Raw genomic sequence first — 22852 nt, 5'->3', positions numbered from 1 at the left:
ACGTTCACGCACCGGCCCGCCGATGACCGCAACGCCCCGTATCGCTTTCATTGCCAGCCAGGCCGACGAGGCGCAACGCGCCCTGTCGGTGCTGACGGGCCTGCACGGGCAGTGCGAACCCGAAGCTGCCGACGTGCTGGTCCCGCTCGGCGGGGACGGCTTCATGCTGCAAACGCTGCATCGCCATGGACAGCTCGGCAAACCGGTCTACGGCATGAAGCTGGGGACCGTCGGTTTTCTGATGAATCACTACCGGCAGGACGATCCCGCGTCGGGCTCCGATCTGTTGGCGCGCATCGCGGCGGCCGAGCCCGCCGTGCTGCGTCCGCTGGAAATGCGCACCGAGACCGAGTCGGGCGCGACGGTCACCTCGCTCGCCTACAACGAGGTCGCACTGCTGCGGCAGACGCGCCAGGCCGCGCATCTGCAGATCGATCTCAACGGCGTGACCCGCCTCGAGGAACTCGTCGCCGATGGCGTGATCCTGTCGACCGCGGCCGGCAGTACCGCCTACAACTTCTCCGCGCACGGACCGATCCTGCCGCTCGGCGCAGGCGTCGTCGCATTGACGCCGATCGCACCGTTCCGCCCGCGTCGCTGGCGTGGCGCGATCCTGCGCGCGGAGACCGAAGTGCGCTTCCGCGTGCTCGATCCCTACAAGCGCCCGGTCAGCGTGACCGCCGATTCGCACGAAGTGCGCGATGTCGTCGAGGTCACGATCCGTGAATCCCGTGAGCGCACCGTGACCCTGCTGTTCGACGCCGAACACAATCTCGAAGAACGCATCCTCAGCGAGCAGTTCGTGGTCTGAGCGGCGTCAGTCGACCAGCGCTTTGCCGTCGCCTGCAGCCACCGCGAGCGGGCGCACGCGTTGCACCAGCGTCATCAGGGTGCGACCCGGCTCCTCGATCGGTGCGAAATGCGCCGAGTGTTCGAACCACGTCGCATGCTTGAACGGTGCATCCACGGCGGCGATCCAGTCGGCGACCGGCTGCGAGGGCGTGGTGAAGTCGTGTCGGCCGAGCAGCATCACCACCGGCGCCTGCACGCGGCGCAGGCCGCGGAAATCGACGCTGCGCCATTGGCCGAGAATGCGGTCGAGTGTGAGCGCGCTGCCGGCAGCAATCGCGCGGCGGTCGTCGGGCGTGTAATCGGGCGACAGCCGCTGCGCGCGGAAGTAGTAGTCGGAATTGTCGCGGTATGCGCTGTGGCCGCCGTAATGGATGACCCATTTGCGCTGGGCGTCGATGCGACCGTTGCGTAGATCGGTGCCGGGGTAGGGCGCCAGCGCTTCGAGTTCGCGCACCGCGGTGTCGTTGTCCTCGCGGCGCGCGGCGTCGAGCGCATGCGCGTAGCCGATGGTCTCGTCGGTCCAGGGATGGATGATCTGGCCGATGCCGACATAGGCGTGCAGCCATTCGGGTTTTTCCGCCAGCACGCGCATGCCGATCACGCTGCCCCAGCTGTGGCCGACCAGGATCACCTTGCGCTTGCCGTATGTGGTGCGCAGCCAGTCGATGAGTTCGATCGCGTCACCGACGTAGCGGTCGATCGCGATCGTCGGCGCGACCGCATCCGCATCATTCGCCCGCAGCGTGCGCCCGGCAGCGCGCTGGTCCCACTGCACGACAGTGAAGTAGTCCTCCCACGGCTTCTGGAAGGTCCACGAAGCCGGCATCATCGGCGCAGCGGGTCCACCGTGGACGTAGAGCAGGATCGGATTCGTGCGATCCATGCCGCGCACCGTGATCACCTGGTCGATGCCGCCGATCCGCACGGTGTGCGTTTCCTGCACGCCGGTCGGCGCGACGATGCGCTGCAGCTCGCCGACGATGCCGCGTGCTTCCGCGTTGGGATCATCATCCGGCGGAACGGCGCCCGCATACAGCGGCAACGCAATCAGGGCGAGGGCACACAGGCGGACCAGGGACATGGCGTATTCCTCGTGGCGCGGACTGCGACCCACGCTGCGCCTGCGCGTGGATGCGGCCCAGTGCCGTTGGTCAGGGGCCCGTATGCCGGGATCGCGCATAATTCGCGCAGGCCGTTCCGGTCGCTTCACGGTCTACGCGCCGTCGATGCCTCGCCGGACGCCGCCGCCCTCATCGACCTGCGATCCGCCATGCCCGATCTGTCCGTTCCCACGCTCACCGTCGCGATCACCACGCGCGCCCTGTTCGATCTCGAGGACAGCCATGCGGTGTTCGAGTCCGAAGGCATCGAGGCCTATGCCGAGCACCAGCGTGCCCACGAGGACGATGTCCTCGAGCCCGGCATCGCGTTCCCGCTGGTGCGCAAGCTGCTGGCCTTGAACATCGACGCGCCGCCCGATGCGCCGCACGTCGAGGTGATCCTGCTGTCGCGCAACTCCGCCGACAGTGGACTGCGCATCTTCAACTCGATCCAGCATCACAACCTGGGCATCACCCGCGCGACCTTCACCTCCGGCGAGCCGACCTGGCCCTACATCAAGCCATTCGGCACCCAGCTGTTCCTGTCGGCGAATCCGGACTCGGTGCGGCGCGCACTGGAGAACGGCATCGCTGCCGCGACGATCATCCCGGCGCGCGCACCGGCGCATCGCAACGACCAGTTGCGGATCGCGTTTGACGGCGACGCAGTGATCTTCGGCGACGAGGGTGAGCGCCTGTCGCAGGAGAGCGGGCTCGACGCATTCCACAAGCACGAGCGTGACCGCGCGCGCGAGGAGATGACCGGCGGCCCGTTTCGCGGTTTCCTGGCCGCGCTGCACGACCTGCAGGCCGCGTATCCGGCCGGCAAGGACGCACCGATCCGTACCGCGCTGGTCACTGCACGCTCGGCGCCCGCGCACGAACGCGTGATCCGTACGCTGCGCGCCTGGGGCGTGCGTCTGGACGAAGCGCTGTTCCTCGGCGGACGGCCGAAGGGCCCGTTCCTCGACGCATTCGGCGCCGACATCTTCTTCGACGATTCGCAGCACAACATCGATTCCGCGCGCCCGCACGTCGCCGCCGGCCATGTGCCGCACGGCTGGTCGAACCGCTGAGCACGATGACGGACACGAAGGAACGCGGCCTGCTGGGTCGCTGGATGGACCGTTTGCGCGGCGGCGGCTCCGGCCCACGCAAGCCCTACGTGCGCGAGCACGAGGGATTCGTGTCGTTGCAATTCGTGCGCCGGCAGACGCAGAGCCGCATGGTCGGCAACGATCCCGACCGTCTGCTGATCGACTACACCCGCACGATGTTTGCCGCACTGCTGTGGCAACCGGCGCCTGCGGTGCTCGGCATGGTCGGCCTCGGTGGCGGCTCGCAGGCGAAGTTCGCGTACCGGCAGCTGGCGGGCACACGTATCGAAGCGGTCGAGAACAATCCGCATGTGGTCGCCTTGCGCGGCGCGTTCGGTATTCCGGACGACGATGCGCGGCTGTCGGTGGTCGTCGATGACGGCGTGCGTTTCGTTATGGAGCGCCGCGGCCAGTTCGATGTGCTGCTGGTCGACGGCTACGACGAACACGGCATTCCTGCGGAATTGTCCACGCAGGCGTTCTACGACGCCTGTCGCGATGCGCTGACTGCATCCGGCGTCATGGCCTGCAACCTCTACGTGCGCGATCCTGAAACGCACCTGGAGAAACTGCGCGCTGCGTTCGGTGCCGATCACGTGCTGGTCGTCGACGAACCGAAGATGAGCAATCGCGTCGCATTCGCGTGGCGGGGTGCGTTGCCGGCGCTCGACGCCGAAGCACTGACGACGCGCGTGCCGATTTCGGTGCGGTCGTTGTTGCCAGAAGTGTTCCCGCGGATCGCGGTGCGGATGGTGCGGCATCGGACGGTGAGGGGGCGGTAGACCATACCCGGAGCAAAAAAACCGTCGTCCCGGCGAAAGCCGGGATCCAGCGACGTGCCGCGTACCCGGCACCGTGCGGTACCGCTCCAGGTCAGTAACCCTCGGCTACATCGCCTCGAAGTCACTGGATCCCGGCTTTCGCCGGGATGACGGGATGCGGACACCAACGTCAGGCGCGGCTGACACTGGCGGGTGCCCGCCGCGACATTGCACCCCGGTCCATTCCCCTGCAAAGTCGCCGGTCGACTGCAACCGTTCACGGGGAACACCGAATGCAACGATGGATCTGGACTCTAGCCTGCGCGCTCGTGCTGGCAACCGGCGCGCCGCTCGCGGGCGCGGCCACGAAGACGGGCGGGATGACGCTCGAACAGGTCGCGCAGACGCGCGCCGTCACCCAGGCGCAGATCAGCCCCGATGGTCAGGAAGTCGCGTACATCCTGTCGATGCCGCGCACGCTCGGCGTCGATCCCGATGGTCCGGCGCGGACCGAGTTGCACGTCGTCGACCGCAACAACAATAGTCGCGGCTTCATCACCGGCAAGGTCGATGTGGCATCGCCGCGCTGGCTGCCCGATGGCCAGCGCGTGGCGTATCTGTCCAAGCGCGAAGGTGACGAGACCCGCGGCCTGTACACGATTCCGCTGCGCGGCGGCGAGTCAACCCGCGTGGCGAAGCTCGCTGGCGACATCTCCAGCTACGACCTGTCGCCGGATGGCCAACGCGCCGCGGTGCTGTCGGCGCAGCGCGAGAGCGACGCGCGCAAGGCGCTGCGCGACAAGGGCTTCTCGCAGAAGGTCTACGAGGAAGACTGGCGCCCGGTCGAACTGTGGATCGCCGAGCTCGGCAGCGAGGCCGAGCCGCGTCGTATCGCCATCGAAGGCAGCGTGCAGGCGGTGCGGTGGAGCCCTGCCGGCGATCGTCTGGCCGTTGTGGTCACACCGCGCCAGCTGACCGACGACACCATGGTCGAGGCGCGCGTGCGCATCTATTCGGTCGAAGGCCGCGAACTCGGCCGCGTCGACAATCCCGGCAAGCTCGGCGACCTGGCCTGGAGCCCGGACGGCGCGCATCTGGCGATCATTTCCGCCGAAGACAAGAACGATCCCAGCGAAGGCCGCCTTACCGTGGTCGGTCGCGACGGCGGTTCGCAGCGCGACCTGCTGCCCGGCCTCGAAGGCCACGTGCGCGGTGTCGCCTGGCGCGACGCGACGACCCTGGTGTTCCTCAGCCATGAAGGCGTGCAGAGCCGGATCGGCGAGATCCAGGTCGATGGCGGCAATCCGCGCACGGTGCTGGCTGCAGGCGGCCCGGTGCACATGGGCCTGAGCCTGTCGCCGCGCGGCGACATCGCCCTGGTCGGCAGCGATCCCACGCATCCGTCCGAAGTGTTCCATCTGGCTTCGGGCGCGAGCGAAGCGCGCCGGCTGACCGACAGCAATCCGTGGCTCAAGGATGTGCGTCTCGCGCGTCAGGAAGTCGTGCGCTACACCGCGCGTGACGGGCTCGAACTCGAAGGCCTGCTGGTGCATCCGCTGGAGCGCCGCGGCAACGCGCGCGTGCCGTTGATCCTGGTCGTGCACGGCGGTCCGGAGTCGCATTTCTCCAACGCGTGGCTCAACGCGTATTCGCAGCCGGCGCAGGTCGCGGCCGCGCAGGGCTTCGCGTCGTTCTTCCCGAACTACCGCTCGAGCACCGGCCGTGGTGTCGCGTTTTCCAAGCTCGGTCATGGCCGTCCGGGCATGGAAGAGTTCGACGACGTCGTCGATGGTGTCAATCATCTGGTCGAGACCGGTCTTGTGGACCGTGACAAGGTCGGCATCACCGGCGGTTCCTACGGTGGCTACGCCAGTGCCTGGGGCGCCACCTACTACAGCGAGCGCTTCGCGGCCTCGGTGATGTTCGTCGGCATTTCCGACCAGGCGAGTCTGGTCACGACCGGCGACATCCCGTACGAGCAGTACAACGTGCACATGCAGACCTGGCCGTGGGAAAGCCCGGAGATGTACCGTCAGACCAGCCCGATCACGCATGCGCAGAAGTCGCGCACGCCGACGCTGATCCTGCACGGCGAAGCCGATCCGCGCGTGCCGGTGATGCAGTCCTACATGATGTACCGCTACCTGCAGCTGGCCGGGCAGGCGCCGGTGCGGCTGGTGCTGTATCCCGGCGAAGGCCACGGCAACAGCCGCGGCGCGTCGCGCTACGACTATTCGCTGCGTCTGATGCAGTGGATGACGCATTATCTCAAAGGCCCGGGCGGCGAGCCGCCCGAGTACGAGATCGACTACGCATTGCCGGAGCAGGGCGCCAAGCGCTGAGTTCCAATCGCATCGAAGGTCACGAAGCCGCGCCGGTCTCCGGCGCGGCTTTTTTGTTCGCCAGCTTGGTAGCCCGCGAACGCCAGACCTGTCATCCCAACGGCTTTCAACAGACGCACGTCTGGTCAAGTCGCGACCCATTCTGATCTTCAGATCCCGGGGCCTGTAGAACGGATAGAGCGCATCGAAAAAATCGTCATCGATCGAGAACTTGTATGCGAATGCATCGGCCGAGCTTTCCCGCGAAAGCGCCTGATGGCTGTCATCTCACGCGACGTGGAGCATTCAGCATCAGCGGCTTGAGCGCGCTGAACACGCCCTGCATTCACGCCACCGTCGCCCGCGCGTCACGCCTCTTTCCCCGTTCGATCGATACCTTGCGTCCCATCGATCCGCGCCACGGCACTCCCGGTTATGCACCGTGACACCGGCTTTGTCCGGCAGGCGCACGGACGATGCGGCAGCGATACGCCGTCCCCTGATTCCCCCGAATGGAGAACCTCAATGTCCAACAAGACCGCGCACACCCTCAACGACCTGATCGCCATTGCCCGTGACGGCAAGGACTTCTACGAAGAAGCCGCGCAGAAGGTCGACGACGCCGAGCTGAAGACGCTGTTCGCACGCATCGCGACCACCAAGTCGCAGATCGTCAGCGAGCTCAGCGCCGCCGTGCAGGCCGCGGGTGGCAAGCCGGAAGATTCCGGCACCTTCGTCGGCAGCATGCAGCAGATGTACGGCAAGGTCCGTGCGACGCTGGGCGACAAGGAATACGGCTACGTTGCCGAACTCGAAGAGTCCGAAGACCGTCTGCTCGAAGCGTTCGATGAAGCGTCTCGCGACGCCGACACACCGCCGGCCGCCCGCGACGTCGTCGTCCGTCTGCTGCCGGAAGTGCGTGCCTGTCACGACGTGATGCGCACCCGCAAGCTCGCGATGAAGAACGCGCACTGATCCAGCTGCACGTTCTGGTGTGACTCGAAGGGCCGGTCGATGACCGGCCCTTTTTTCGTCTTTTCTCTTGCCAGCGGGTCGGGCCTGCCCGCGCTATGGCGCTGGAATTCGCGCGCCTCAAAGATTGGGCGACAGTTGGTAAATCCGACAGGTTGCGCACGCAACGGTCGAGGAACCGCTGCCCGACTGGCAGAATCGAAGTTCCCCCGTTTCGCGCATTCCGATGACCGCACCTGCCGCCACCGCGCCCGCCAAGGGCCGTGTGCTGTTCGCCAGCCTGATCGGCACGACGATCGAATTCTTCGATTTCTACATCTACGCGACCGCCGCGGTGCTGGTGTTCCCGAAGCTGTTCTTCCCGTCGGCCGATCCCGCATCGGCCACGCTCCAGTCACTGGCGACATTCGCGCTTGCGTTCTTCGCACGTCCCATCGGCTCGGCGGTGTTCGGCCATTACGGCGATCGCGTCGGCCGCAAGGCGACGCTGGTTGCGGCGCTGCTGACGATGGGCATCTCGACGGTCGTCATCGGCCTGCTGCCGACCTATGCGCAGATCGGTGTCGCCGCGCCGCTGCTGCTCGCGCTGTGCCGGTTCGGACAGGGCCTGGGCCTGGGCGGCGAGTGGGGCGGGGCAGTGCTGCTGGCCACCGAGAACGCGCCGCCCGGCAAACGGGCCTGGTACGGCATGTTTCCGCAGCTCGGTGCGCCGCTCGGGTTCTTCCTGTCGACGGCGATCTTCCTCGTGCTGACCGAGGTGATGAGCGACGACGCGTTCTTCGCCTGGGGCTGGCGCATTCCGTTCCTGGCCAGCGCGGTGCTGGTGCTCGTTGGCCTCTGGGTGCGCCTGCGCATCACCGAAACACCGGATTTCCAGAAGGTGCTCGACAAGGGCGCGCGCGTGCGCCTGCCGATGCAGGAAGTACTGGTCAACCAGTGGCGCGGCGTCGTCGCCGGCACGATGCTCGCATTGGCGACCTTCGTGCTGTTCTATCTGATGACGGTGTTCGCGCTGAGCTGGGGCACCTCGCAGCTCGGCTATTCCCGCGAGCATTTCCTGATGCTGCAACTCGCCGGCGTGGTCTGTTTCGCGGCGACGATCCCGATCTCCGCGCTGTATGCCGACCGCTTCGGCCGCCGCCGCGCGATGCTGATCGCCAGCGCCGGCATCGTGGTGTTCGGCCTGTGCTTCGCGCCGCTGTTCGTCGCCGACAGCCACATTGCGACGCTTGCCTTCCTGATGATCGGGCTTGGACTCATGGGCCTGACCTACGGCCCGGTCGGCACGCTGCTGGCCGAGCAATTCCCGACTGCGGTGCGCTATACCGGCGCGTCGCTGGCGTTCAATCTGGCTGGCATCTTCGGTGCATCGCTGGCGCCGTACATCGCGACCTGGCTGGGCGAGCGGCATGGGCTCGCATCAGTGGGTTGGTATCTCGCCGGCGCGGCGGTGCTGAGTTTCATCGCGCTGTGGACGCTGCCGCGCGATGACGCGCCGGGTGATGTGCCGGCCGGGCGCTAGACTGGCGCGTCTTTCGCCGCGGAGTCGCGCATGCATCACTGGCTGCTGCTGAGCATCGTCGTCGCCGTTCTGGTGGGCATGCTGCTGCCGTTGCAGGCGCTGCTCAACGCGCGCGTCGGTGCTTTGACCGAGGGCGCGCTGTTCGCGTCGTTCCTTTCGTTTGCGGTCGGCACATTCGCACTCGGCCTCGTGTTGCTGGTCACGCGCACGCAGTTGCCGTCGATGCGCACGCTGGCCACGTTGCCGCCCTGGCTCTGGTGCGGTGGACTGATCGGTGCGGTGTTCGTGTTCTGCGGCACGCTGCTGGTGCCGCGGCTCGGCGCGGCCGGCATGATCTGCCTGATCGTCGCCGGACAACTGGTCGGCTCGCTGCTGCTCGATCATTACGGCGTGCTGTCGCAGCCGCGACCCGTCGATGCGGTGCGACTGGCTGGCGCCGTGCTGGTCGGCATCGGCGCGCTGCTGGTCGTGCGTCCCTGGCAGGCGGGGTAAGTCATGTCGAATCCAGAAAGCACTGTGTTTCCGCTGCCGCCAGAGATGCAGGCCGCGCTCGAATCCGCCTACGCTACGCCGCCGCGGGCGTATCACAACCTCGGTCACGTCGAGACCCTGCTGCGGCATTTCGACGAGGTCGCGGCGCGCGACGGCTGGGCGCAGCCGGTCGAAGTGCGGCTGGCGATCCTCTATCACGATGCGATCTACGACGCGCGCGCGGGCGACAACGAAGCGCGTTCGGCGGAACTCGCGGTCGAGTCCATTGCCTGCTGGCTGCCCGATGCCGGCATCGACGCCGGGCGCGTCGCCGACCTCATCCGTCTGACCGCGCGTCATGGCCAACTGTCGGCGGACGATTTCGCCGACGATCCGCATGCCGATGACGCACGCCGTTTTCTCGATTGCGACATGGCGATCCTCGCTGCCGACGATGTCGCGTTCGATGCCTACGACCGCGGCATCGCCGCCGAATACCGCCACGTGCCACGGTGGCTGTATGCGGTGAACCGGCGGCGTTTCCTGAAATCCCTGCTGGCCCGGCCGCGCATCTATCTCGACGACGGCTTCCACGCGCGGCTCGACGCGCAGGCCCGGCACAACCTGCGCCGCGCGGTGACGACCAAACGCTGACGCGCCCGCGCGGCGCCGTGCCGGTATCATGGCCGCATGGCGAAAATGCTGCTCAATCTGCGTTACGTGCCCGACGATGAAGCCGCCGATGTCTGCGCGTTTCTCGACGAGGCCGGCATTCCCTGGTACCAGACCCGCCCGAGCCCGTTCGGCATCTCGCTGGGCGGGATCTGGCTGCGTGAGAACGACGATCTGCCGCGCGCGAAAGCGTTGATGGCCGAGTACCAGAAGGAACGACAGGCGCAGGCGAAATCCGTGCAGTCGCAGGCCGAGCGTGACGGCACCGCCGAAACCTTCGCTGACATCGTGCGCAACGATCCCAAGCGCGTCGTGCTGATCGTGATCGCGATCGTGTTCCTGATCGGCCTGATGGCAGTGCCCGGTTACATGCTGTCGCGCTGAGTCGCGCTGGCTGTCTGCGCCTGCATCACTTCGCGGCAACGATCGGCACGCGAGACTGCGTGCCTGTCCGTTACCGCTCGCGCCGGCGTCATGTCGCCGGGCGGGGGCGGGCAACCAGAGTCGAGCCCATGACCACGCCGAAAGATCGCTCGCATCCCAAGCCGAAGACGAAGCCGTGGACGCGGCCGAATCCGAAACCGCGCGCCGCGCGTGAGCCTTTGAGCGACGCGCAAAAGGACCGCGCCCGTCAGCGGGCCGATGAAGCCGGTCGCCGCTATCCGAATCTCGTCGACAACATGTGGGCGAGCAGCCATCTCGCGAAAGACGGTGCGTTGAAGGCTTAGCCGTCCCGTGATCGCGCTTCGCCGTTGAAGCGATCGCGATATCGAGTTTCTTGTCGTCGCACGCACGCGGTTTTTTCGCAGAGTCGACGAACGCATGACCCGTGCGGCTCTACATGCACTGCACGTGGTGAAGGGACCACGATGAACAGGCGAATCGCGGCGCGCGCATGACCATCGGCATGGCCTGGACCGTGTGTCGCTTGCTAAGGTCGACGGTTGCCCGCGTCCATGCGCGGTAGACCCCAGCCATTGCCCGGAGATTCCATGCGCTCACGCCGCACGCCCTTGCACACCCTGTTCGCCGCGCCGATCGTCCTGATCGTCGCATTGGCCGCGCTGCCTGCCGCCGCACAGCGCGAGATCCGCTTCGAGGCTGCCGAAGCCCCCGCCAGCGGCACGCTGGTGCTGGCAGTGCCGGAACTGGCGGACGGTGGCGCACGCGACGGTGCGTTCGCGCGTATCGATGCGGGCAGCCAGGGCGCGTTGACGCGTGCAATCACCGCGGCGGGTTTCAGCGGCAAGGCCGACAGCCAGCTGGATCTGCCGGGCATCGCCGGGTTCGATCGCGTGCTGCTGGTCGGCACCGGCAGTGGCACGCCCGATGCGCGTCGTATCGAAGATGTCGGCGGATTGATCGGCCGCTTCGCCGCGCGCAGCAAGGCGCCGCAGGTCGACGTGCTGTGGGAAGGCGCCGAAGCCGACGCCGCAGCGCAGCTTGCATTCGGCGCCGCGCTGGGCGAATACCGCTTCGACCAGTACCGCACCACTGGCAAACCGGACGATGCGGCCGGCACCGGCACGCTGGTCGTGCGCAGTCCGGCGGGCGCTGGCGCCGCCAGTGCCTGGAACGAGGACTGGAAGGCGGTCGCAGCCGGCGTGAAGTTCGCGCGTGATCTGGTCACCGAGCCGGCCAATGCGCTCGGACCGGAAGAGTTCGTGGCCCGCACGCGCGAAGCGTTCGCAGGCAAGCCGAACGTGAGCATCGAAGTGCTGGACGTGCCGGCGATGGAACGTCTCGGCATGGGCAGTCTGCTCGCCGTGGGGCAGGGCAGTGTGCGTCCGCCGCGGATGCTGGTCGTGCGCTACACCGGTGGCACGCGCGGTGAAGCGCCGATCGCGTTCGTCGGCAAGGGCATCACCTTTGATTCGGGCGGTATCTCGATCAAGCCCAGCGAGAACATGTGGCGCATGAAGTACGACATGACCGGCGCTGCGAGCGCGACCGGTGCCGTGCTCGCGCTCGCCGGCCGCAACGCCAAGGTCAACGCGGTGGCGGTCTCGGCGCTGGCCGAGAACATGCCGTCGGGTTCCGCCACGCGCCCGGGCGACGTGATCCGCACTGCGGCCGGCAAGACGTACGAAGTCATCAGCACCGACGCCGAGGGCCGCATGGTGCTGGTCGACGCGCTCTGGTACGTGCAGCGCCAGGACAATCCGCGCGTGATCGTCGATATCGCCACGCTGACCGGCGCCATCGTCACCGCGCTGGGCAACGACTATGCCGGCCTGTTCACCCGCGACGACGCGCTTGCCGCGCAGCTGGAGCGCGCGGGCGAGGCCGCCGGCGAGCCGGTGTGGCGCATGCCGATGCATCCGGGCTACGGCAAGCTGCTGGAATCGCCGATCGCCGACATGCGCAATGGTGGTGGTCGCCCGGGCTCGGGCACGGCGGCGCACTTCATTGGTGAATTCGTCGACGCCGGTCGTTCGTGGGCGCACCTCGATATCGCCGGCATGGCCTGGCGCGACGGCAACGAACTGTCGACGACGCCCGCAGGGGCGTCGGCGTATGGCGTGCGGCTGTTCGACCGGTTCGTGCGGGACAACTACGAGCGTTGATCCGTCTCTGCGCGAGGCGGTGCTACATGCACAGGACGGCTCCTTCCCCGCATGCGGGGGAAGGATGGGATGGGGGCGAAGTCCCCGATCGTCGCGTCTCCTTTTCGTGAGAAGTCCTTGAGTATTTGTGGCGAGCCTTGACCTGAAGGTTCGCCCCCACCCAACCCTCCCCCGCACGCGGGGGAAGGCTTCAAAGCAAAGGCCTGCTGCCGGCCCCGCTACAATTGCGCCCATGATCGACAACCTCGCCGCCTACCACTTCGTCGCCCTCGACGATCCGGATGCCGTCGCCGCGTGGCTGCACGCGTTGGCCGAGGCGGGCGAGCTGCGCGGCACGGTGCTGGTTGCGCCCGAGGGCATCAATCTCTTCCTCGCAGGCAGCATCGAAGCCATCGACACGCTGGTCGACACCGTGCGCGGCGATGCGCGCTTCGCGACGCTGCAGGTCAAGCGCAGCCGCAGTGACGCGCTGCCGTTCGCGCGACTCAAGGTCAAGGTCAAGCCGGAAATCATCAGCTTCCGCAAACCCGAAGCGATGCCGCTCGGCGCACCGGCGCGCGCGCCGGATGTAGCGCCGGAGACGCTGGCGCGCTGGATCGCGCAGGGCCACGACGATGCCGGCAAACGTCTCGTGCTGCTCGACACGCGCAATCGCGAGGAGTTCGGATTCGGTACGTTCGCCGATGCGCTGACCTTGCCGATCGACAACTTCACCGAACTGCCGGACGCGCTGGCCCCGCATCGCGAGGCATTGCGCGATGCGACGGTCGTGAGTTTCTGCACTGGCGGCATCCGCTGCGAGAAGGCCGCGCTGTGGATGCGCGCCGATGGCATGGACAACGTGCTGCAGCTCGATGGCGGCATCCTCGGCTACTTCGAGCAGGTCGGCGGATTCGGCTACGACGGACGCTGCTTCGTCTTCGACGACCGCGTCGCGCTGGATCCGCAACTGCGCCCGCTGCGCGATGGCGTGCCCGCATGACCTGGCTCGGCTTCGTCCTCGTGATTCTCGGCATCTGGCTGGCCTTCAAGGTCGCCGGCGTGGTGCTGCGGCTGATCGTCACGGTGCTGATCGTGATCGCCGCCTACTGGTGGCTCGCGCCGATATTCGGTTGGCCGACGCTGGGCGAGCTGTTCCATGTGCTGGGGCCTGAAGTGCGCCTGCCGGACATGCCGATGCCGGAACTCAAACTCCGGTAATCCCTGTCCGGGTTCCGCGTCCTGTGCCTCAGCCGAACTCGCGCGACGGCAACACGAAACGCCGGTCGGGACGGCCGATGAGATCGAGAAAATTGTTGAACACCGCTTCGGCCTGCGCCTGCATCGGGGCGATGTGGGTCTGCGTCAGTGCGCGGATCGCGGCGTCGTCGTGCGGGAGACCGGACGACGCAAGTTCGTCGCGGTAGGCGGGCGTGGCGAGCCAGCGTTCGATCAACGGCGGGTCCATCTCCAGATGGAACTGGAAGCCGTAGGCGTTGTCGCCGTAGCGGAAAGCCTGCTGCTCGCAGCTGTCGGTGCGTGCGAGATGCACCGCGGTCGACGGCACTTCGAAATGCCGGCCGTGCCACTGGAACACCGGCGACGCGGCGCCGAGCGGGGCGAGCACGGGATCGGCCTGGCCCGCTTCCGTCGTCAGCAGCGGATACCAGCCGATCTCCGGTCGTTCGATGCGCCGCACCGGTGCACCGAGGACATGCGCGAGCAGCTGTGCGCCGAGACAGATGCCGAGTACAGGCCGGCCGAGTTCGAGCATGCGTTCGATCGCACGCAGCTCCGTGAGCAGATGCGGACGCGACTCACGTTCCTCGACATTCATCGGCCCGCCGAGCACGACGAGGCCACGATAGCGATCCACGCTCGGCTGCGCGTCGGGTTCGCGTTCGAAATTGACGAAACGGATGCGATGCCCGCGCCGACGGATCAGCGGATCGAGCGTGCCCAGCGGTTCGGCGGCGACGTGCTGGAAGACAAGAATGCGGGACATGGGTCGATTCTAGTGGGCACGCTCGAGCGACGCGCCTACCGGACTCGATAATCCAGCCGACGCCTCGACAAGTCGGCCGTCGCCGGCCAATGGGCACCGTCATCCCGGCGGCTTTCAACAGACGCATGTCTGGTCACGCCGGGATCCATTTTGATGTAGAGCTTCGTCGTGGAAGATCAAAATGGGCCCCAGCGTTCGCTGGGGCGACGAGCGGCTCTACTGACGTCTTACAACCTCACGCCCTGACGGCTCCACTAAGCCTCAGCGCGGATCGCGACGCGGCGGCGGACCCTTGCGCGGGCCGCCCGGCTTGAAACCGCCCGGCTTGTGACCCGGCGGCTTCGCACCGAAGGGGCGCTTGGCGCGCGGCGGGGCCGCGGTCATGTCGGCGTCTTCGGCGCGGCGGATGCGGATCGGCTGGCCGCCGACGCGGACCTTCTTCAGGTGCTCCAGCAGTTCGCGCGGCATGCCTTCCGGCAGGTCGACCAGGCTGTAGTCGTCGCGGATGTCGATGCGGCCGATGAACTTGCTCTCGAGATCCGCTTCGTTGGCGATCGCGCCGACGATGTTGCCCGGCTGCACGCCGTGCACGTAACCGACTTCAATGCGGAAGGTCTCCATGCCGACGTCCGGATCACGCGGACCGGTGTCGGGACGCGGCGGACGCGCTTCGCGCGGCTCGCGGGCTTCACGCGGTTCGCGCGCGGTACGCGAGGCCTCGCGGCCACCCGGACGCTCGACGAACTCGCGCTCGAACGCAGGCTTCTCCGGCTTGCGTGGCGGCTCCAGCAGCAGCGGCGTGTCGCCCTGGACCACCTTGGCCAGCGCAGCGGCGATTTCGGCCGCCGGCACGTTGTGCTCGCGCTCGTAGCGTTCGATCAGCTCGCGGAACATGCCCAGCTCGCTGCTGCCCAGCGCGGTGGTGATCTTCTCGAGGAACTTCGCCACACGCGCTTCGTTGACGATATCGACGCTCGGCAGCTGCATCTGATCGATCTTCTGCCGCGTCGCACGTTCGATCGCGCCGAGCATGCCGCGCTCGCGCGGGGCCACGAACAGGATCGCCTCGCCACTGCGACCCGCGCGGCCGGTGCGGCCGATGCGGTGCACGTAGCTTTCGGTGTCGTAGGGAATGTCGTAGTTCAGCACGTGGCTGATGCGGTCGACGTCCAGGCCGCGCGCGGCGACGTCGGTCGCCACCAGCACGTCGAGACGGCCGTCCTTGAGGTTCTGGATCGCACGCTCGCGCTGCTTCTGGTCGAGATCGCCGTTGATCGCCGCGGCCGACAGGCCACGCGCCGACAGCTTCTGCGCCAGTTCCTCGGTCGCCAACTTGGTGCGCGCGAAGATGATCATCGCGTCGAAGGGCTCCGCCTCGAGGATGCGTGTCAGCGCGTCGAGCTTGTTGACGCCGCTGACCATCCAGTAGCGCTGGCGGATGTTGGCGGCGGTCGTCGTGGTCGCTTTGATCGCGATCTCGACGGGATTCTTCAGATAGGTCTGGGCAATGCGCTTGATCTGGCTCGGCATCGTCGCGGAGAACAGCGCGACCTGACGCGTTTCCGGCGTCTTCTTCAGCACGGCTTCGACGTCGTCGATGAAGCCCATGCGCAGCATTTCGTCGGCTTCGTCGAGCACCAGGGCGCGCAGCTCGGACAGATCCAGCGAGCCGCGCTCGAGGTGATCGATCACGCGGCCGGGCGTACCGACGATCACCTGCACGCCGCGCTTGAGCGCGCTCAGCTGCTGGGCGTAGCCCTGACCACCGTAGATCGGCAGCACGTGGAAGCCGGGCATGAACGCCGCGTACTTCTGGAAGGCTTCGGCAACCTGGATCGCCAGTTCGCGCGTCGGCGCGAGTACCAGCGCCTGCGGCTTGCGCTGCGCGGGATCGATGCGCGCCAGCACGGGCAGGGCAAATGCGGCCGTCTTGCCGGTACCGGTCTGCGCCTGGCCCAGCAGATCGCGGCCTTCGAGCAGCGGCGGAATGGTCGCGGCCTGGATCGGCGACGGCGACTCGTAACCGACCGCGGTCAGTGCGCGCAGCAGGGTCTCGGGCAGGGCGAGATCGGTGAACTTGGGGGTCTCGGCAGCGGTGATGGGCGACTCGGCGCTCATGGTTCGGTCTCTTAGCGCCGGCGCAGCCGGTCGGGGAACCGCATAGTGTAGCGGGCGGCCCGCGACGCCGCAGTCGCGCGAGTCGGGATTCCGCAGCGCCGATGGCTGGCGTTCACCTGCGGGAACAGATGCGGAAGAGGGTGCACCCGAACGCTTCGGTCCGGGCGATACCGCCCCCATCATGACGGGATTCCGCTTCGAGTTGCCCCCATGATCCGCGTGCACCACCTGAACAACTCGCGCTCCCAGCGCGTGCTCTGGCTGCTGGAAGAACTCGGCCAGCCCTATGAAGTGGTGCGCTACGCCCGCGATCCCAAGACCATGCTGGCGCCGCAGGCGCTGCGTGACGTGCATCCACTGGGCAAGTCGCCGGTGGTCGAGATGGACGGGCGTCGCCTGGTCGAATCCGGCGCGATCATCGAGGCGCTGGTCGAGCGTTTCGATCCCGATCACGCGCTGTCGCCGGCCCCGGATGACGAGGACGAACGCTTGCGCTATCGCCAGTGGCTGCACTACGCCGAAGGCTCCGCGATGCCGCCGCTGCTGCTGTCGCTGGTGTTCGGCCGCCTGCGCACAGCGCCGATGCCGTTCTTCGTGAAGCCGATCGCCCGGGGTATCGCCGACAAGGCCATGCAGAGCTTCGTCGGCCCGCAGCTGACGACGCATCTGCAGTACATCGAGCGCGAACTCGGCGCCTACCAGTGGTTCGCCAGCGACCGTTTCACCGCGGCGGACATCCAGATGAGTTTTCCGCTGGAAGCGGCCGTGGTGCGTGCCGCCGATCGCGTCGGGCCGAACATCCGCCGCTTCGTCGAGCGCATCCATGCGCGGCCGGCCTATCAGCAGGCGCTGGAAGCAGGCGGCCCGTTCGAGCTGGGGCGATGACCGAGACTGCCCCGGCGTCCGTGCCGCTCGCGCATGCGCTGACGTTCGACAACCGCTTCGTCCGCTCGCTGCCGGGTGATGCTGAAACCGGCGCTCGACGGCGGCAGGTCGAGGGCGCGTTGTGGTCGCCGGTACTGCCGACGCCGGTCGCAGCGCCCCGCCTGCTCGCGTACTCGGCGGAGGTGGCGGATGCGCTCGGCTTCAATGCGGGCACGGTCGCGTCACCGGAGTTCGCCGCGGTGTTCGGCGGCAACGCGCTGACGCCCGGCATGACGCCGTACGCCTCGAATTACGGCGGTCACCAGTTCGGCCACTGGGCCGGGCAGCTCGGCGACGGCCGCGCGATCACGCTGGGCGAGGGCGTCGCCGCCGACGGCCGTCGTTGGGAACTGCAGCTCAAGGGTGCTGGCCCGACGCCGTATTCGCGCACCGCCGACGGCCGTGCAGTGCTGCGATCGTCTGTTCGCGAATTCCTGTGCAGCGAGGCCATGCACCATCTGGGCGTGCCGACGACGCGGGCGCTGTCACTGGTGGGTACGGGCGACGCCGTGGTCCGCGACATGTTCTATGACGGCAACGCCGCGCCCGAACCGGGCGCGATCGTGTGCCGGGTCGCGCCGTCGTTCATCCGCTTCGGTCACTTCGAGCTGCCGTCCGCGCGTGGCGATACCACGCTGTTGCGGCAGCTGGTGGACTTCACGATCGCCCGCGATTTCCCGCATCTGACGGGCGAGGGCGAGGCCCTGTACGGCGACTGGTTCGCCGAGGTCTGCACGCGCACGGCGGCGATGATCGCCGGCTGGATGCGCGTCGGCTTCGTGCACGGCGTGATGAATACCGACAACATGTCCATCCTCGGATTGACGATCGACTACGGTCCCTACGGCTGGGTCGACGACTACGACGCGGATTGGACACCCAACACCACCGACGCGCAGGGGCGCCGCTACCGCTTCGGCTGGCAGCCGCGCGTCGCGCACTGGAATCTCGGACGTCTGGCGCAGGCACTGGCGCCGTTGTTCGGCGATGTCGCGCCCTTGCAGGCCGGACTGGATGCGTATGCGGCGACGTACGCGCAGCTGGATCGCGAGACCATCGCCGCGAAACTCGGCCTGCCCGAGTGCCGCGACGACGACGTCGAACGCATGCAGCGGCTGCACGGCCTGCTGCAGGCCGGCGAGGTCGACATGACGCTGTTCTTCCGCGGGCTCGCGGATCTCGACGCCGAGGCGCCGTCGATGGACGTCGTGGCGGATGCGTTCTACGACGATACAAAGCGCGCGCAGGTGCAGGACGAGTTCGACGCATGGCTGGCTGCCTACGCTGCGCGCTTGCGTGAAGCAGGCGAGTCCAGCGACACGCGCCGTGCCCGTATGCACGCGGCCAATCCGCGCTTCGTGATGCGCAACTATCTCGCACAGCAGGCGATCGACCGCGCCGAAACCGGCGATCCGTCCGGCATCGTCGAACTGCTGGATGTCATGCGTCGGCCGTATGACGAGCAACCCGGCTGCGAAGCGTTCGCCGGCAAGCGCCCGGACTGGGCGCGGACGAAGGCGGGGTGTTCGATGCTGTCGTGCAGTTCGTGATGAATTGACGTTCCGCCGCAAGGCGGAACGCGTGCGCCCCTCTCCCCCGGGGAGAGGGGAGGACCATCGGCGGATGCCGATGGTGGGGTGAGGGTTGAGGCCTTCCCAGGGGGCGCCTTTTTTCCGGTTGGCGAGTTGCGCGCGCTCCCTCACCCCAACCCCTCTCCCGGAGGGAGAGGGGCTCAGAGCGCCGCGCAAGTCCACAGCCGTCGCGCCGAACCCGCATCCGATCCACGCCGACCCGCTAGAATGGGCGGATGCCTTTGATGACCTTGAATGACGTCGACTACAGCGTCGGCGGACCCTTGCTGCTGGACGGTGTCGAGCTTTCGATCGAACGCGGCGAGCGGATTGCGCTGATCGGCCGCAATGGCGCCGGCAAGTCCACGCTGATGCGCCTGATCGATGGCGAGCTGAAACCCGACGACGGCGAAATCCGCCGCGAGCAGGGCGTGCGCGTCACGCGGCTCGAGCAGGAGGTGCCTGCGGGCGCGGACGGCAGCGTGTACGACGTCGTTGCAGGCGGGCTCGGCGATGCCGGCGCGGCGCTGGCCGAATACCACCGTCTGCTGCACGCGGAGGATTACGACGCGCTCGCCGATGTGCAGGCGCGGGTCGAGGCGCTCGATGGCTGGCGGATCGATCAGCGCGTGAGCGAAGTGCTCGAACGTCTGCAGCTCGACGGCGATGCGGCGTTCACCAAGCTTTCGGGCGGCATGAAACGTCGTGTGCTGCTGGCGCGTGCGGTCGTGTCGGCGCCCGACATCCTGCTGCTCGACGAGCCGACCAACCACCTCGACATCGCCGCGATCGACTGGCTCGAGGGTTTCCTCAAGCAGTGGCCGGGCGCGCTGGTGTTCGTGACCCATGACCGGCGCTTCCTGCGCGCACTCGCCACGCGGATCGTCGAGATCGAGCGCGGTGCGCTGACCAGCTGGCCCGGCGACTGGGACAACTACGTGCGTCGCCGCGAGGAGCGCCTGCACGCCGAAGCCCAGGAGCAACAGCGCTTCGACAAGATGCTGGCGCAGGAGGAGGTCTGGATCCGCCAGGGCATCAAGGCGCGCCGTGTCCGCGACGAAGGTCGCGTGCGACGGCTCAAGGCGATGCGCCTGGAGCGCAGCCAGCGTCGTGACCTGACGGGCAACGTACGCATGGCCGCCGCGTCGGCGAATGCGTCGGGCAAGAAGGTCGTCGAGATGCAGGACGTCTCGTTCTCGTTCGGCGAGCGCACGCTCATCGAAAACTTCTCGACGACGATCTTCCGCGGCGACCGCATCGGCCTGATCGGCGCCAACGGCACCGGCAAGACCACGCTGCTGAAACTGCTGCTCGGTGAGCTGCAGCCGCAGGCGGGCGAGGTCAAGACCGGCACCCAGCTGCAGATCGCGTACTTCGACCAGTACCGCGCGACGCTGCGCGAAGACTGGAATGCGCTGGAGAACGTTGCCGAAGGCCAGGATTTCGTCGAGATCAATGGCACGCGCAAACACGTGATCGGCTACTTGCAGGATTTCCTGTTCACGCCAGAACGCGCGCGTGCGCCGATCACCCGTCTGTCGGGCGGCGAGCGCAACCGTCTGCTGCTGGCCAAGCTGTTCGCGCAGCCGTCGAACCTGCTGGTGATGGACGAACCGACCAACGATCTCGACGTCGAAACGCTGGAGTTGCTCGAAGAACTGCTGGGCGACTACCCCGGCACGCTGCTGCTGGTCAGCCATGACCGCGACTTCCTCGACAACGTGGTGACATCGACGCTGGTGATGGAAGGCGAAGGCCGCGTCGGCGAATACATCGGCGGCTACGAGGACTGGCTGCGCCAGCGGCCGCAGCCGGGCGCTGCATTGCCGGGCACGACGCTCGCGCCGAAGGCCGCCGTCACGGCCGCGGCAACTGCTGCGCCGTCGACGCCGGCGCCGGTCGCCAAGCGCAAGCTGAGCTACAAGGATCAGCGCGAACTCGAACAGCTGCCGCTGCGCATCGAGCAGCTGGAAGGTGACATCGCGCGCATGACCGGTGAGATGAATACTCCTGCCTTCTATCAGCGCGACGCCGAGGCCATCGCGGCGCACGGGCAGCAGCTGCAGGACACGCAGACCTCACTCGATGCGGCCTACCTGCGCTGGACCGAACTCGACGCCTGATCGCTGCTGCCGCATAACGCGGCCCACTGGAAACGTCGCCGTGCTGATCACCTGTCCGCTGCCTGCCGAGACCGACCTGCTGGCGCTGCAACGCGCGGCGCCCGCGCGTCACCCGCTGCTGCTGCAGTCGGTCGCGCACGGCACTGCGCATGCGCGCTGGGATCTGTTGCTGGCGACGGATGGCACGCGCCTGCAGCTGGATGTCGATGGCATCACCCGGGATGCGACGGGCGCCAGCGTCGGTGGCGATTTCCTCGCGGCACTCGATGCTGCGTGGTCGGCTCTGCGCATGCCGCGTGACGAACCGCGCTGGCCGTTCCGCGGCGGCTGGGCGCTGTATCTGGGCTATGAGCTGGCGGGGCAGGTCGAGCCGGTGCTGGATCTTCCGGCCGCGGTCGGCAGCCTGCCGGTCTCGGTGGCCTGGCGTTGTCCGGCTGCGGTATTGCGTGATCACGCGACCGGCGAATGCATCGCCGTCGCCGAAGCCGGCGCGGATGCATTGCTCGCCGAGCTCGTCGCGGCTGCGGGCGCCACGGTAGCGTCGCCCTCGACGTGGTATCCGCCCGAAACGCTCGATGAAGACGTGCCCGCGCGCTTCACTGACGGCGTGCGCCGGGTGCTCGATTACCTCGCCGCCGGCGACGTGTTCCAGGCGAACCTGTCGCGCGGCTGGCAGGCGCGTTTCCACGGCGCGCTCGATCCTGCGGCGCTGTACGCACGCCTGCGCGAACACAATCCCGCGCCGTTCGCCGGCCTGCTGCAGGGCGACGGCTGGGCGGTGGCGAGTGCGTCGCCGGAACGGCTCGTTTCAGTGCGCGGCGATCTGGTCGAAACGCGCCCGATCGCCGGCACCCGTGCGCGCTTCGACGGCGATGACGATGCCGCGCGCGTGCAGGAGCTCGTCGGCCATCCGAAGGAACGCGCCGAGCACGTGATGCTGGTCGATCTCGAACGTAATGACTTGGGCCGTGTCTGCGTGCCGGGCAGTGTGGAGGTCGACGAACTGATGTGCGTGGAGAGCTACGCGCACGTGCATCACATCGTCAGCAACGTCCGCGGCCGCCTGCGCGCTGACGCGACGCCGGGCCGCACGATTGCCGCGGTGTTCCCGGGCGGCACGATCACCGGCTGTCCCAAGGTGCGCTGCATGCAGATCATCGCCGAGCTCGAAGGGCAGGGCCGCGGCGCTTATACGGGCGCAATGGGCTGGCTCAATCGCGACGGTGATCTCGACCTCAACATCCTGATCCGCAGCGCGGAAGTCGAAGGCGATGTCGCACGCTTCCGCACCGGCGCCGGCATCGTTGCCGACTCGGATCCGGACCGCGAGCTCGAAGAGACCCGCGCCAAGGCCCGCGGCACACTGTGGGCGCTCGGTTTTTCAGGCTGATCCGCGCCGACTTCGCGTCAGTCGCTCCGCGCCATCGCGCGCAGCCGCGGTTCGCCTTCGCCGACGCCTTCCGGGTCGGTCCGCAGGCCGTTCTCGTAACCGCCGCCGCTGCCCGAATACAGCAGCCACACCGGGCTCTCGTTGCGCAGCACGTCGAGCGCGTTGTGGAAATCGTCGAGGTGGTAATGCAATGACGGCGCGGCGCCCTGGATGGCGTCCTCGGGCAGCACTTCACCGTTGGCGTGGAAGACCAACTGGCCGATCGAGCCGTTGCCGCCGTGCAGCCAGATGCGCGGCGGGAAACGGTTGGCCGAATACATCACCTGGTAGCCGGTGATCCGGGTCTGCTGCATGGCGTACTCCGCATGGATGTGCTGTGTCTTTCACAGACGGCGTACGCCGCGCGC

At 67.6% G+C, this 22852-nt stretch carries 21 protein-coding genes; 17 read left to right on the top strand and 4 right to left on the bottom strand.

Features of this window, described 5'->3' with window-relative positions; translation table 11 throughout:
* The first annotated feature begins 22 nt into the window (after positions 1–22).
* Positions 23–811: an NAD kinase gene (locus tag LU699_RS00840; protein WP_232134825.1), complete on the top strand. Its 789-nt coding sequence runs from the start codon at positions 23–25 to the stop codon at positions 809–811.
* 6 nt (positions 812–817) lie between these two features.
* Here the strand turns inward: LU699_RS00840 and LU699_RS00835 are convergent, their stop codons facing one another.
* Positions 818–1933 (bottom strand): alpha/beta fold hydrolase, encoded by a 1116-nt coding sequence (locus tag LU699_RS00835; RefSeq protein ID WP_232134826.1) that lies wholly within the window; start codon positions 1931–1933, stop codon positions 818–820.
* Positions 1934–2122: 189 nt separating this feature from the next.
* On the opposite strand from LU699_RS00835, the gene LU699_RS00830 reads away from it, so the two are divergent.
* The 12 genes from LU699_RS00830 (at position 2123) to LU699_RS00775 (ending at position 13535) form a co-directional block, all read left to right on the top strand.
* A complete protein-coding gene (locus LU699_RS00830) occupies positions 2123–3028 on the top strand; it encodes a 5'-nucleotidase (protein WP_232134827.1) in 906 nt (301 codons plus the stop codon).
* 5 nt (positions 3029–3033) lie between these two features.
* A complete protein-coding gene (locus LU699_RS00825) occupies positions 3034–3831 on the top strand; it encodes a spermine/spermidine synthase domain-containing protein (RefSeq protein ID WP_232149203.1) in 798 nt (265 codons plus the stop codon).
* 272 nt (positions 3832–4103) lie between these two features.
* Entirely contained in the window at positions 4104–6152 is a 2049-nt protein-coding gene (locus tag LU699_RS00820) for a S9 family peptidase (RefSeq protein ID WP_232134829.1), read from the top strand.
* 504 nt (positions 6153–6656) lie between these two features.
* Positions 6657–7106: a PA2169 family four-helix-bundle protein gene (locus LU699_RS00815; RefSeq protein WP_232134830.1), complete on the top strand. Its 450-nt coding sequence runs from the start codon at positions 6657–6659 to the stop codon at positions 7104–7106.
* Positions 7107–7329: 223 nt separating this feature from the next.
* Complete coding sequence (locus tag LU699_RS00810) at positions 7330–8625, top strand: MFS transporter (protein WP_232134831.1); 1296 nt, start codon at positions 7330–7332, stop codon at positions 8623–8625.
* Between the two features lie 30 nt (positions 8626–8655).
* The gene (locus LU699_RS00805) at positions 8656–9117 is read left to right on the top strand and encodes a DMT family transporter (RefSeq protein ID WP_232134832.1); all 462 of its coding nucleotides are present in this window, start codon (positions 8656–8658) and stop codon (positions 9115–9117) included.
* Positions 9118–9120: 3 nt separating this feature from the next.
* Complete coding sequence (locus LU699_RS00800) at positions 9121–9750, top strand: HD domain-containing protein (protein ID WP_232134833.1); 630 nt, start codon at positions 9121–9123, stop codon at positions 9748–9750.
* A 36-nt stretch (positions 9751–9786) separates the two neighbouring features.
* Positions 9787–10152, top strand: coding sequence for a DUF6164 family protein (locus LU699_RS00795; protein ID WP_232134834.1), 366 nt, complete (start codon positions 9787–9789; stop codon positions 10150–10152).
* Between the two features lie 128 nt (positions 10153–10280).
* Positions 10281–10496, top strand: coding sequence for a hypothetical protein (locus LU699_RS00790; RefSeq protein WP_232134835.1), 216 nt, complete (start codon positions 10281–10283; stop codon positions 10494–10496).
* 264 nt (positions 10497–10760) lie between these two features.
* Positions 10761–12335: a leucyl aminopeptidase gene (locus LU699_RS00785; protein WP_232149205.1), complete on the top strand. Its 1575-nt coding sequence runs from the start codon at positions 10761–10763 to the stop codon at positions 12333–12335.
* 232 nt (positions 12336–12567) lie between these two features.
* The gene (locus LU699_RS00780; protein ID WP_232134837.1) at positions 12568–13317 is read left to right on the top strand and encodes a sulfurtransferase; all 750 of its coding nucleotides are present in this window, start codon (positions 12568–12570) and stop codon (positions 13315–13317) included.
* Positions 13314–13535: a hypothetical protein gene (locus LU699_RS00775; RefSeq protein ID WP_232134838.1), complete on the top strand. Its 222-nt coding sequence runs from the start codon at positions 13314–13316 to the stop codon at positions 13533–13535. Before LU699_RS00780 ends, LU699_RS00775 begins: the two co-directional genes overlap by 4 nt.
* A 28-nt stretch (positions 13536–13563) precedes the next feature.
* On the opposite strand, the gene LU699_RS00770 is transcribed toward LU699_RS00775, so the two are convergent.
* Together LU699_RS00770 and LU699_RS00765 are read right to left on the bottom strand one after the other, a co-directional pair.
* On the bottom strand, positions 13564–14319 hold the full coding sequence (locus LU699_RS00770; RefSeq protein WP_232134839.1) for a type 1 glutamine amidotransferase: 756 nt from the start codon (positions 14317–14319) through the stop codon (positions 13564–13566).
* Between the two features lie 261 nt (positions 14320–14580).
* The gene (locus LU699_RS00765) at positions 14581–16437 is read right to left on the bottom strand and encodes a DEAD/DEAH box helicase (protein WP_232134840.1); all 1857 of its coding nucleotides are present in this window, start codon (positions 16435–16437) and stop codon (positions 14581–14583) included.
* A gap of 210 nt (positions 16438–16647) precedes the next feature.
* Between LU699_RS00765 and LU699_RS00760 the strand changes: the two genes are divergently transcribed.
* The 4 genes from LU699_RS00760 (at position 16648) to LU699_RS00745 (ending at position 22445) form a co-directional block, all read left to right on the top strand.
* Positions 16648–17322: a glutathione S-transferase gene (locus LU699_RS00760; protein ID WP_232134841.1), complete on the top strand. Its 675-nt coding sequence runs from the start codon at positions 16648–16650 to the stop codon at positions 17320–17322.
* The gene (locus LU699_RS00755) at positions 17319–18911 is read left to right on the top strand and encodes a protein adenylyltransferase SelO (protein ID WP_232134842.1); all 1593 of its coding nucleotides are present in this window, start codon (positions 17319–17321) and stop codon (positions 18909–18911) included. The genes LU699_RS00760 and LU699_RS00755 overlap by 4 nt, the downstream gene beginning before the upstream one ends.
* Before the next feature lie 257 nt (positions 18912–19168).
* Entirely contained in the window at positions 19169–21055 is a 1887-nt protein-coding gene (locus tag LU699_RS00750) for an ATP-binding cassette domain-containing protein (RefSeq protein WP_232134845.1), read from the top strand.
* A gap of 40 nt (positions 21056–21095) precedes the next feature.
* Positions 21096–22445, top strand: a complete 1350-nt coding sequence (locus tag LU699_RS00745; protein ID WP_232134846.1) for an aminodeoxychorismate synthase component I — start codon at positions 21096–21098, stop codon at positions 22443–22445.
* A gap of 17 nt (positions 22446–22462) precedes the next feature.
* Here the strand turns inward: LU699_RS00745 and LU699_RS00740 are convergent, their stop codons facing one another.
* A complete protein-coding gene (locus LU699_RS00740) occupies positions 22463–22798 on the bottom strand; it encodes a hypothetical protein (protein ID WP_232149206.1) in 336 nt (111 codons plus the stop codon).
* Positions 22799–22852: the final 54 nt, after the last annotated feature.

It is taken from the genome of Luteimonas fraxinea (assembly GCF_021233355.1).
Classification (GTDB): Bacteria; Pseudomonadota; Gammaproteobacteria; order Xanthomonadales; family Xanthomonadaceae; genus Luteimonas; species Luteimonas fraxinea.
This window is presented reverse-complemented; position numbering and strand designations above follow the sequence as displayed.

Bases quoted from the DNA above. Each gene is read 5' to 3' on its own strand.
- LU699_RS00840 (WP_232134825.1), top strand. From the start codon at position 23: ATGACCGCAACGCCCCGTATCGCTTTCATTGCCAGCCAGGCCGACGAG.
- LU699_RS00835 (WP_232134826.1), bottom strand. From the start codon at position 1,933: ATGTCCCTGGTCCGCCTGTGTGCCCTCGCCCTGATTGCGTTGCCGCTG.
- LU699_RS00830 (WP_232134827.1), top strand. From the start codon at position 2,123: ATGCCCGATCTGTCCGTTCCCACGCTCACCGTCGCGATCACCACGCGC.
- LU699_RS00825 (WP_232149203.1), top strand. From the start codon at position 3,034: ATGACGGACACGAAGGAACGCGGCCTGCTGGGTCGCTGGATGGACCGT.
- LU699_RS00820 (WP_232134829.1), top strand. From the start codon at position 4,104: ATGCAACGATGGATCTGGACTCTAGCCTGCGCGCTCGTGCTGGCAACC.
- LU699_RS00815 (WP_232134830.1), top strand. From the start codon at position 6,657: ATGTCCAACAAGACCGCGCACACCCTCAACGACCTGATCGCCATTGCC.
- LU699_RS00810 (WP_232134831.1), top strand. From the start codon at position 7,330: ATGACCGCACCTGCCGCCACCGCGCCCGCCAAGGGCCGTGTGCTGTTC.
- LU699_RS00805 (WP_232134832.1), top strand. From the start codon at position 8,656: ATGCATCACTGGCTGCTGCTGAGCATCGTCGTCGCCGTTCTGGTGGGC.
- LU699_RS00800 (WP_232134833.1), top strand. From the start codon at position 9,121: ATGTCGAATCCAGAAAGCACTGTGTTTCCGCTGCCGCCAGAGATGCAG.
- LU699_RS00795 (WP_232134834.1), top strand. From the start codon at position 9,787: ATGGCGAAAATGCTGCTCAATCTGCGTTACGTGCCCGACGATGAAGCC.
- LU699_RS00790 (WP_232134835.1), top strand. From the start codon at position 10,281: ATGACCACGCCGAAAGATCGCTCGCATCCCAAGCCGAAGACGAAGCCG.
- LU699_RS00785 (WP_232149205.1), top strand. From the start codon at position 10,761: ATGCGCTCACGCCGCACGCCCTTGCACACCCTGTTCGCCGCGCCGATC.
- LU699_RS00780 (WP_232134837.1), top strand. From the start codon at position 12,568: ATGATCGACAACCTCGCCGCCTACCACTTCGTCGCCCTCGACGATCCG.
- LU699_RS00775 (WP_232134838.1), top strand. From the start codon at position 13,314: ATGACCTGGCTCGGCTTCGTCCTCGTGATTCTCGGCATCTGGCTGGCC.
- LU699_RS00770 (WP_232134839.1), bottom strand. From the start codon at position 14,319: ATGTCCCGCATTCTTGTCTTCCAGCACGTCGCCGCCGAACCGCTGGGC.
- LU699_RS00765 (WP_232134840.1), bottom strand. From the start codon at position 16,437: ATGAGCGCCGAGTCGCCCATCACCGCTGCCGAGACCCCCAAGTTCACC.
- LU699_RS00760 (WP_232134841.1), top strand. From the start codon at position 16,648: ATGATCCGCGTGCACCACCTGAACAACTCGCGCTCCCAGCGCGTGCTC.
- LU699_RS00755 (WP_232134842.1), top strand. From the start codon at position 17,319: ATGACCGAGACTGCCCCGGCGTCCGTGCCGCTCGCGCATGCGCTGACG.
- LU699_RS00750 (WP_232134845.1), top strand. From the start codon at position 19,169: ATGCCTTTGATGACCTTGAATGACGTCGACTACAGCGTCGGCGGACCC.
- LU699_RS00740 (WP_232149206.1), bottom strand. From the start codon at position 22,798: ATGCAGCAGACCCGGATCACCGGCTACCAGGTGATGTATTCGGCCAAC.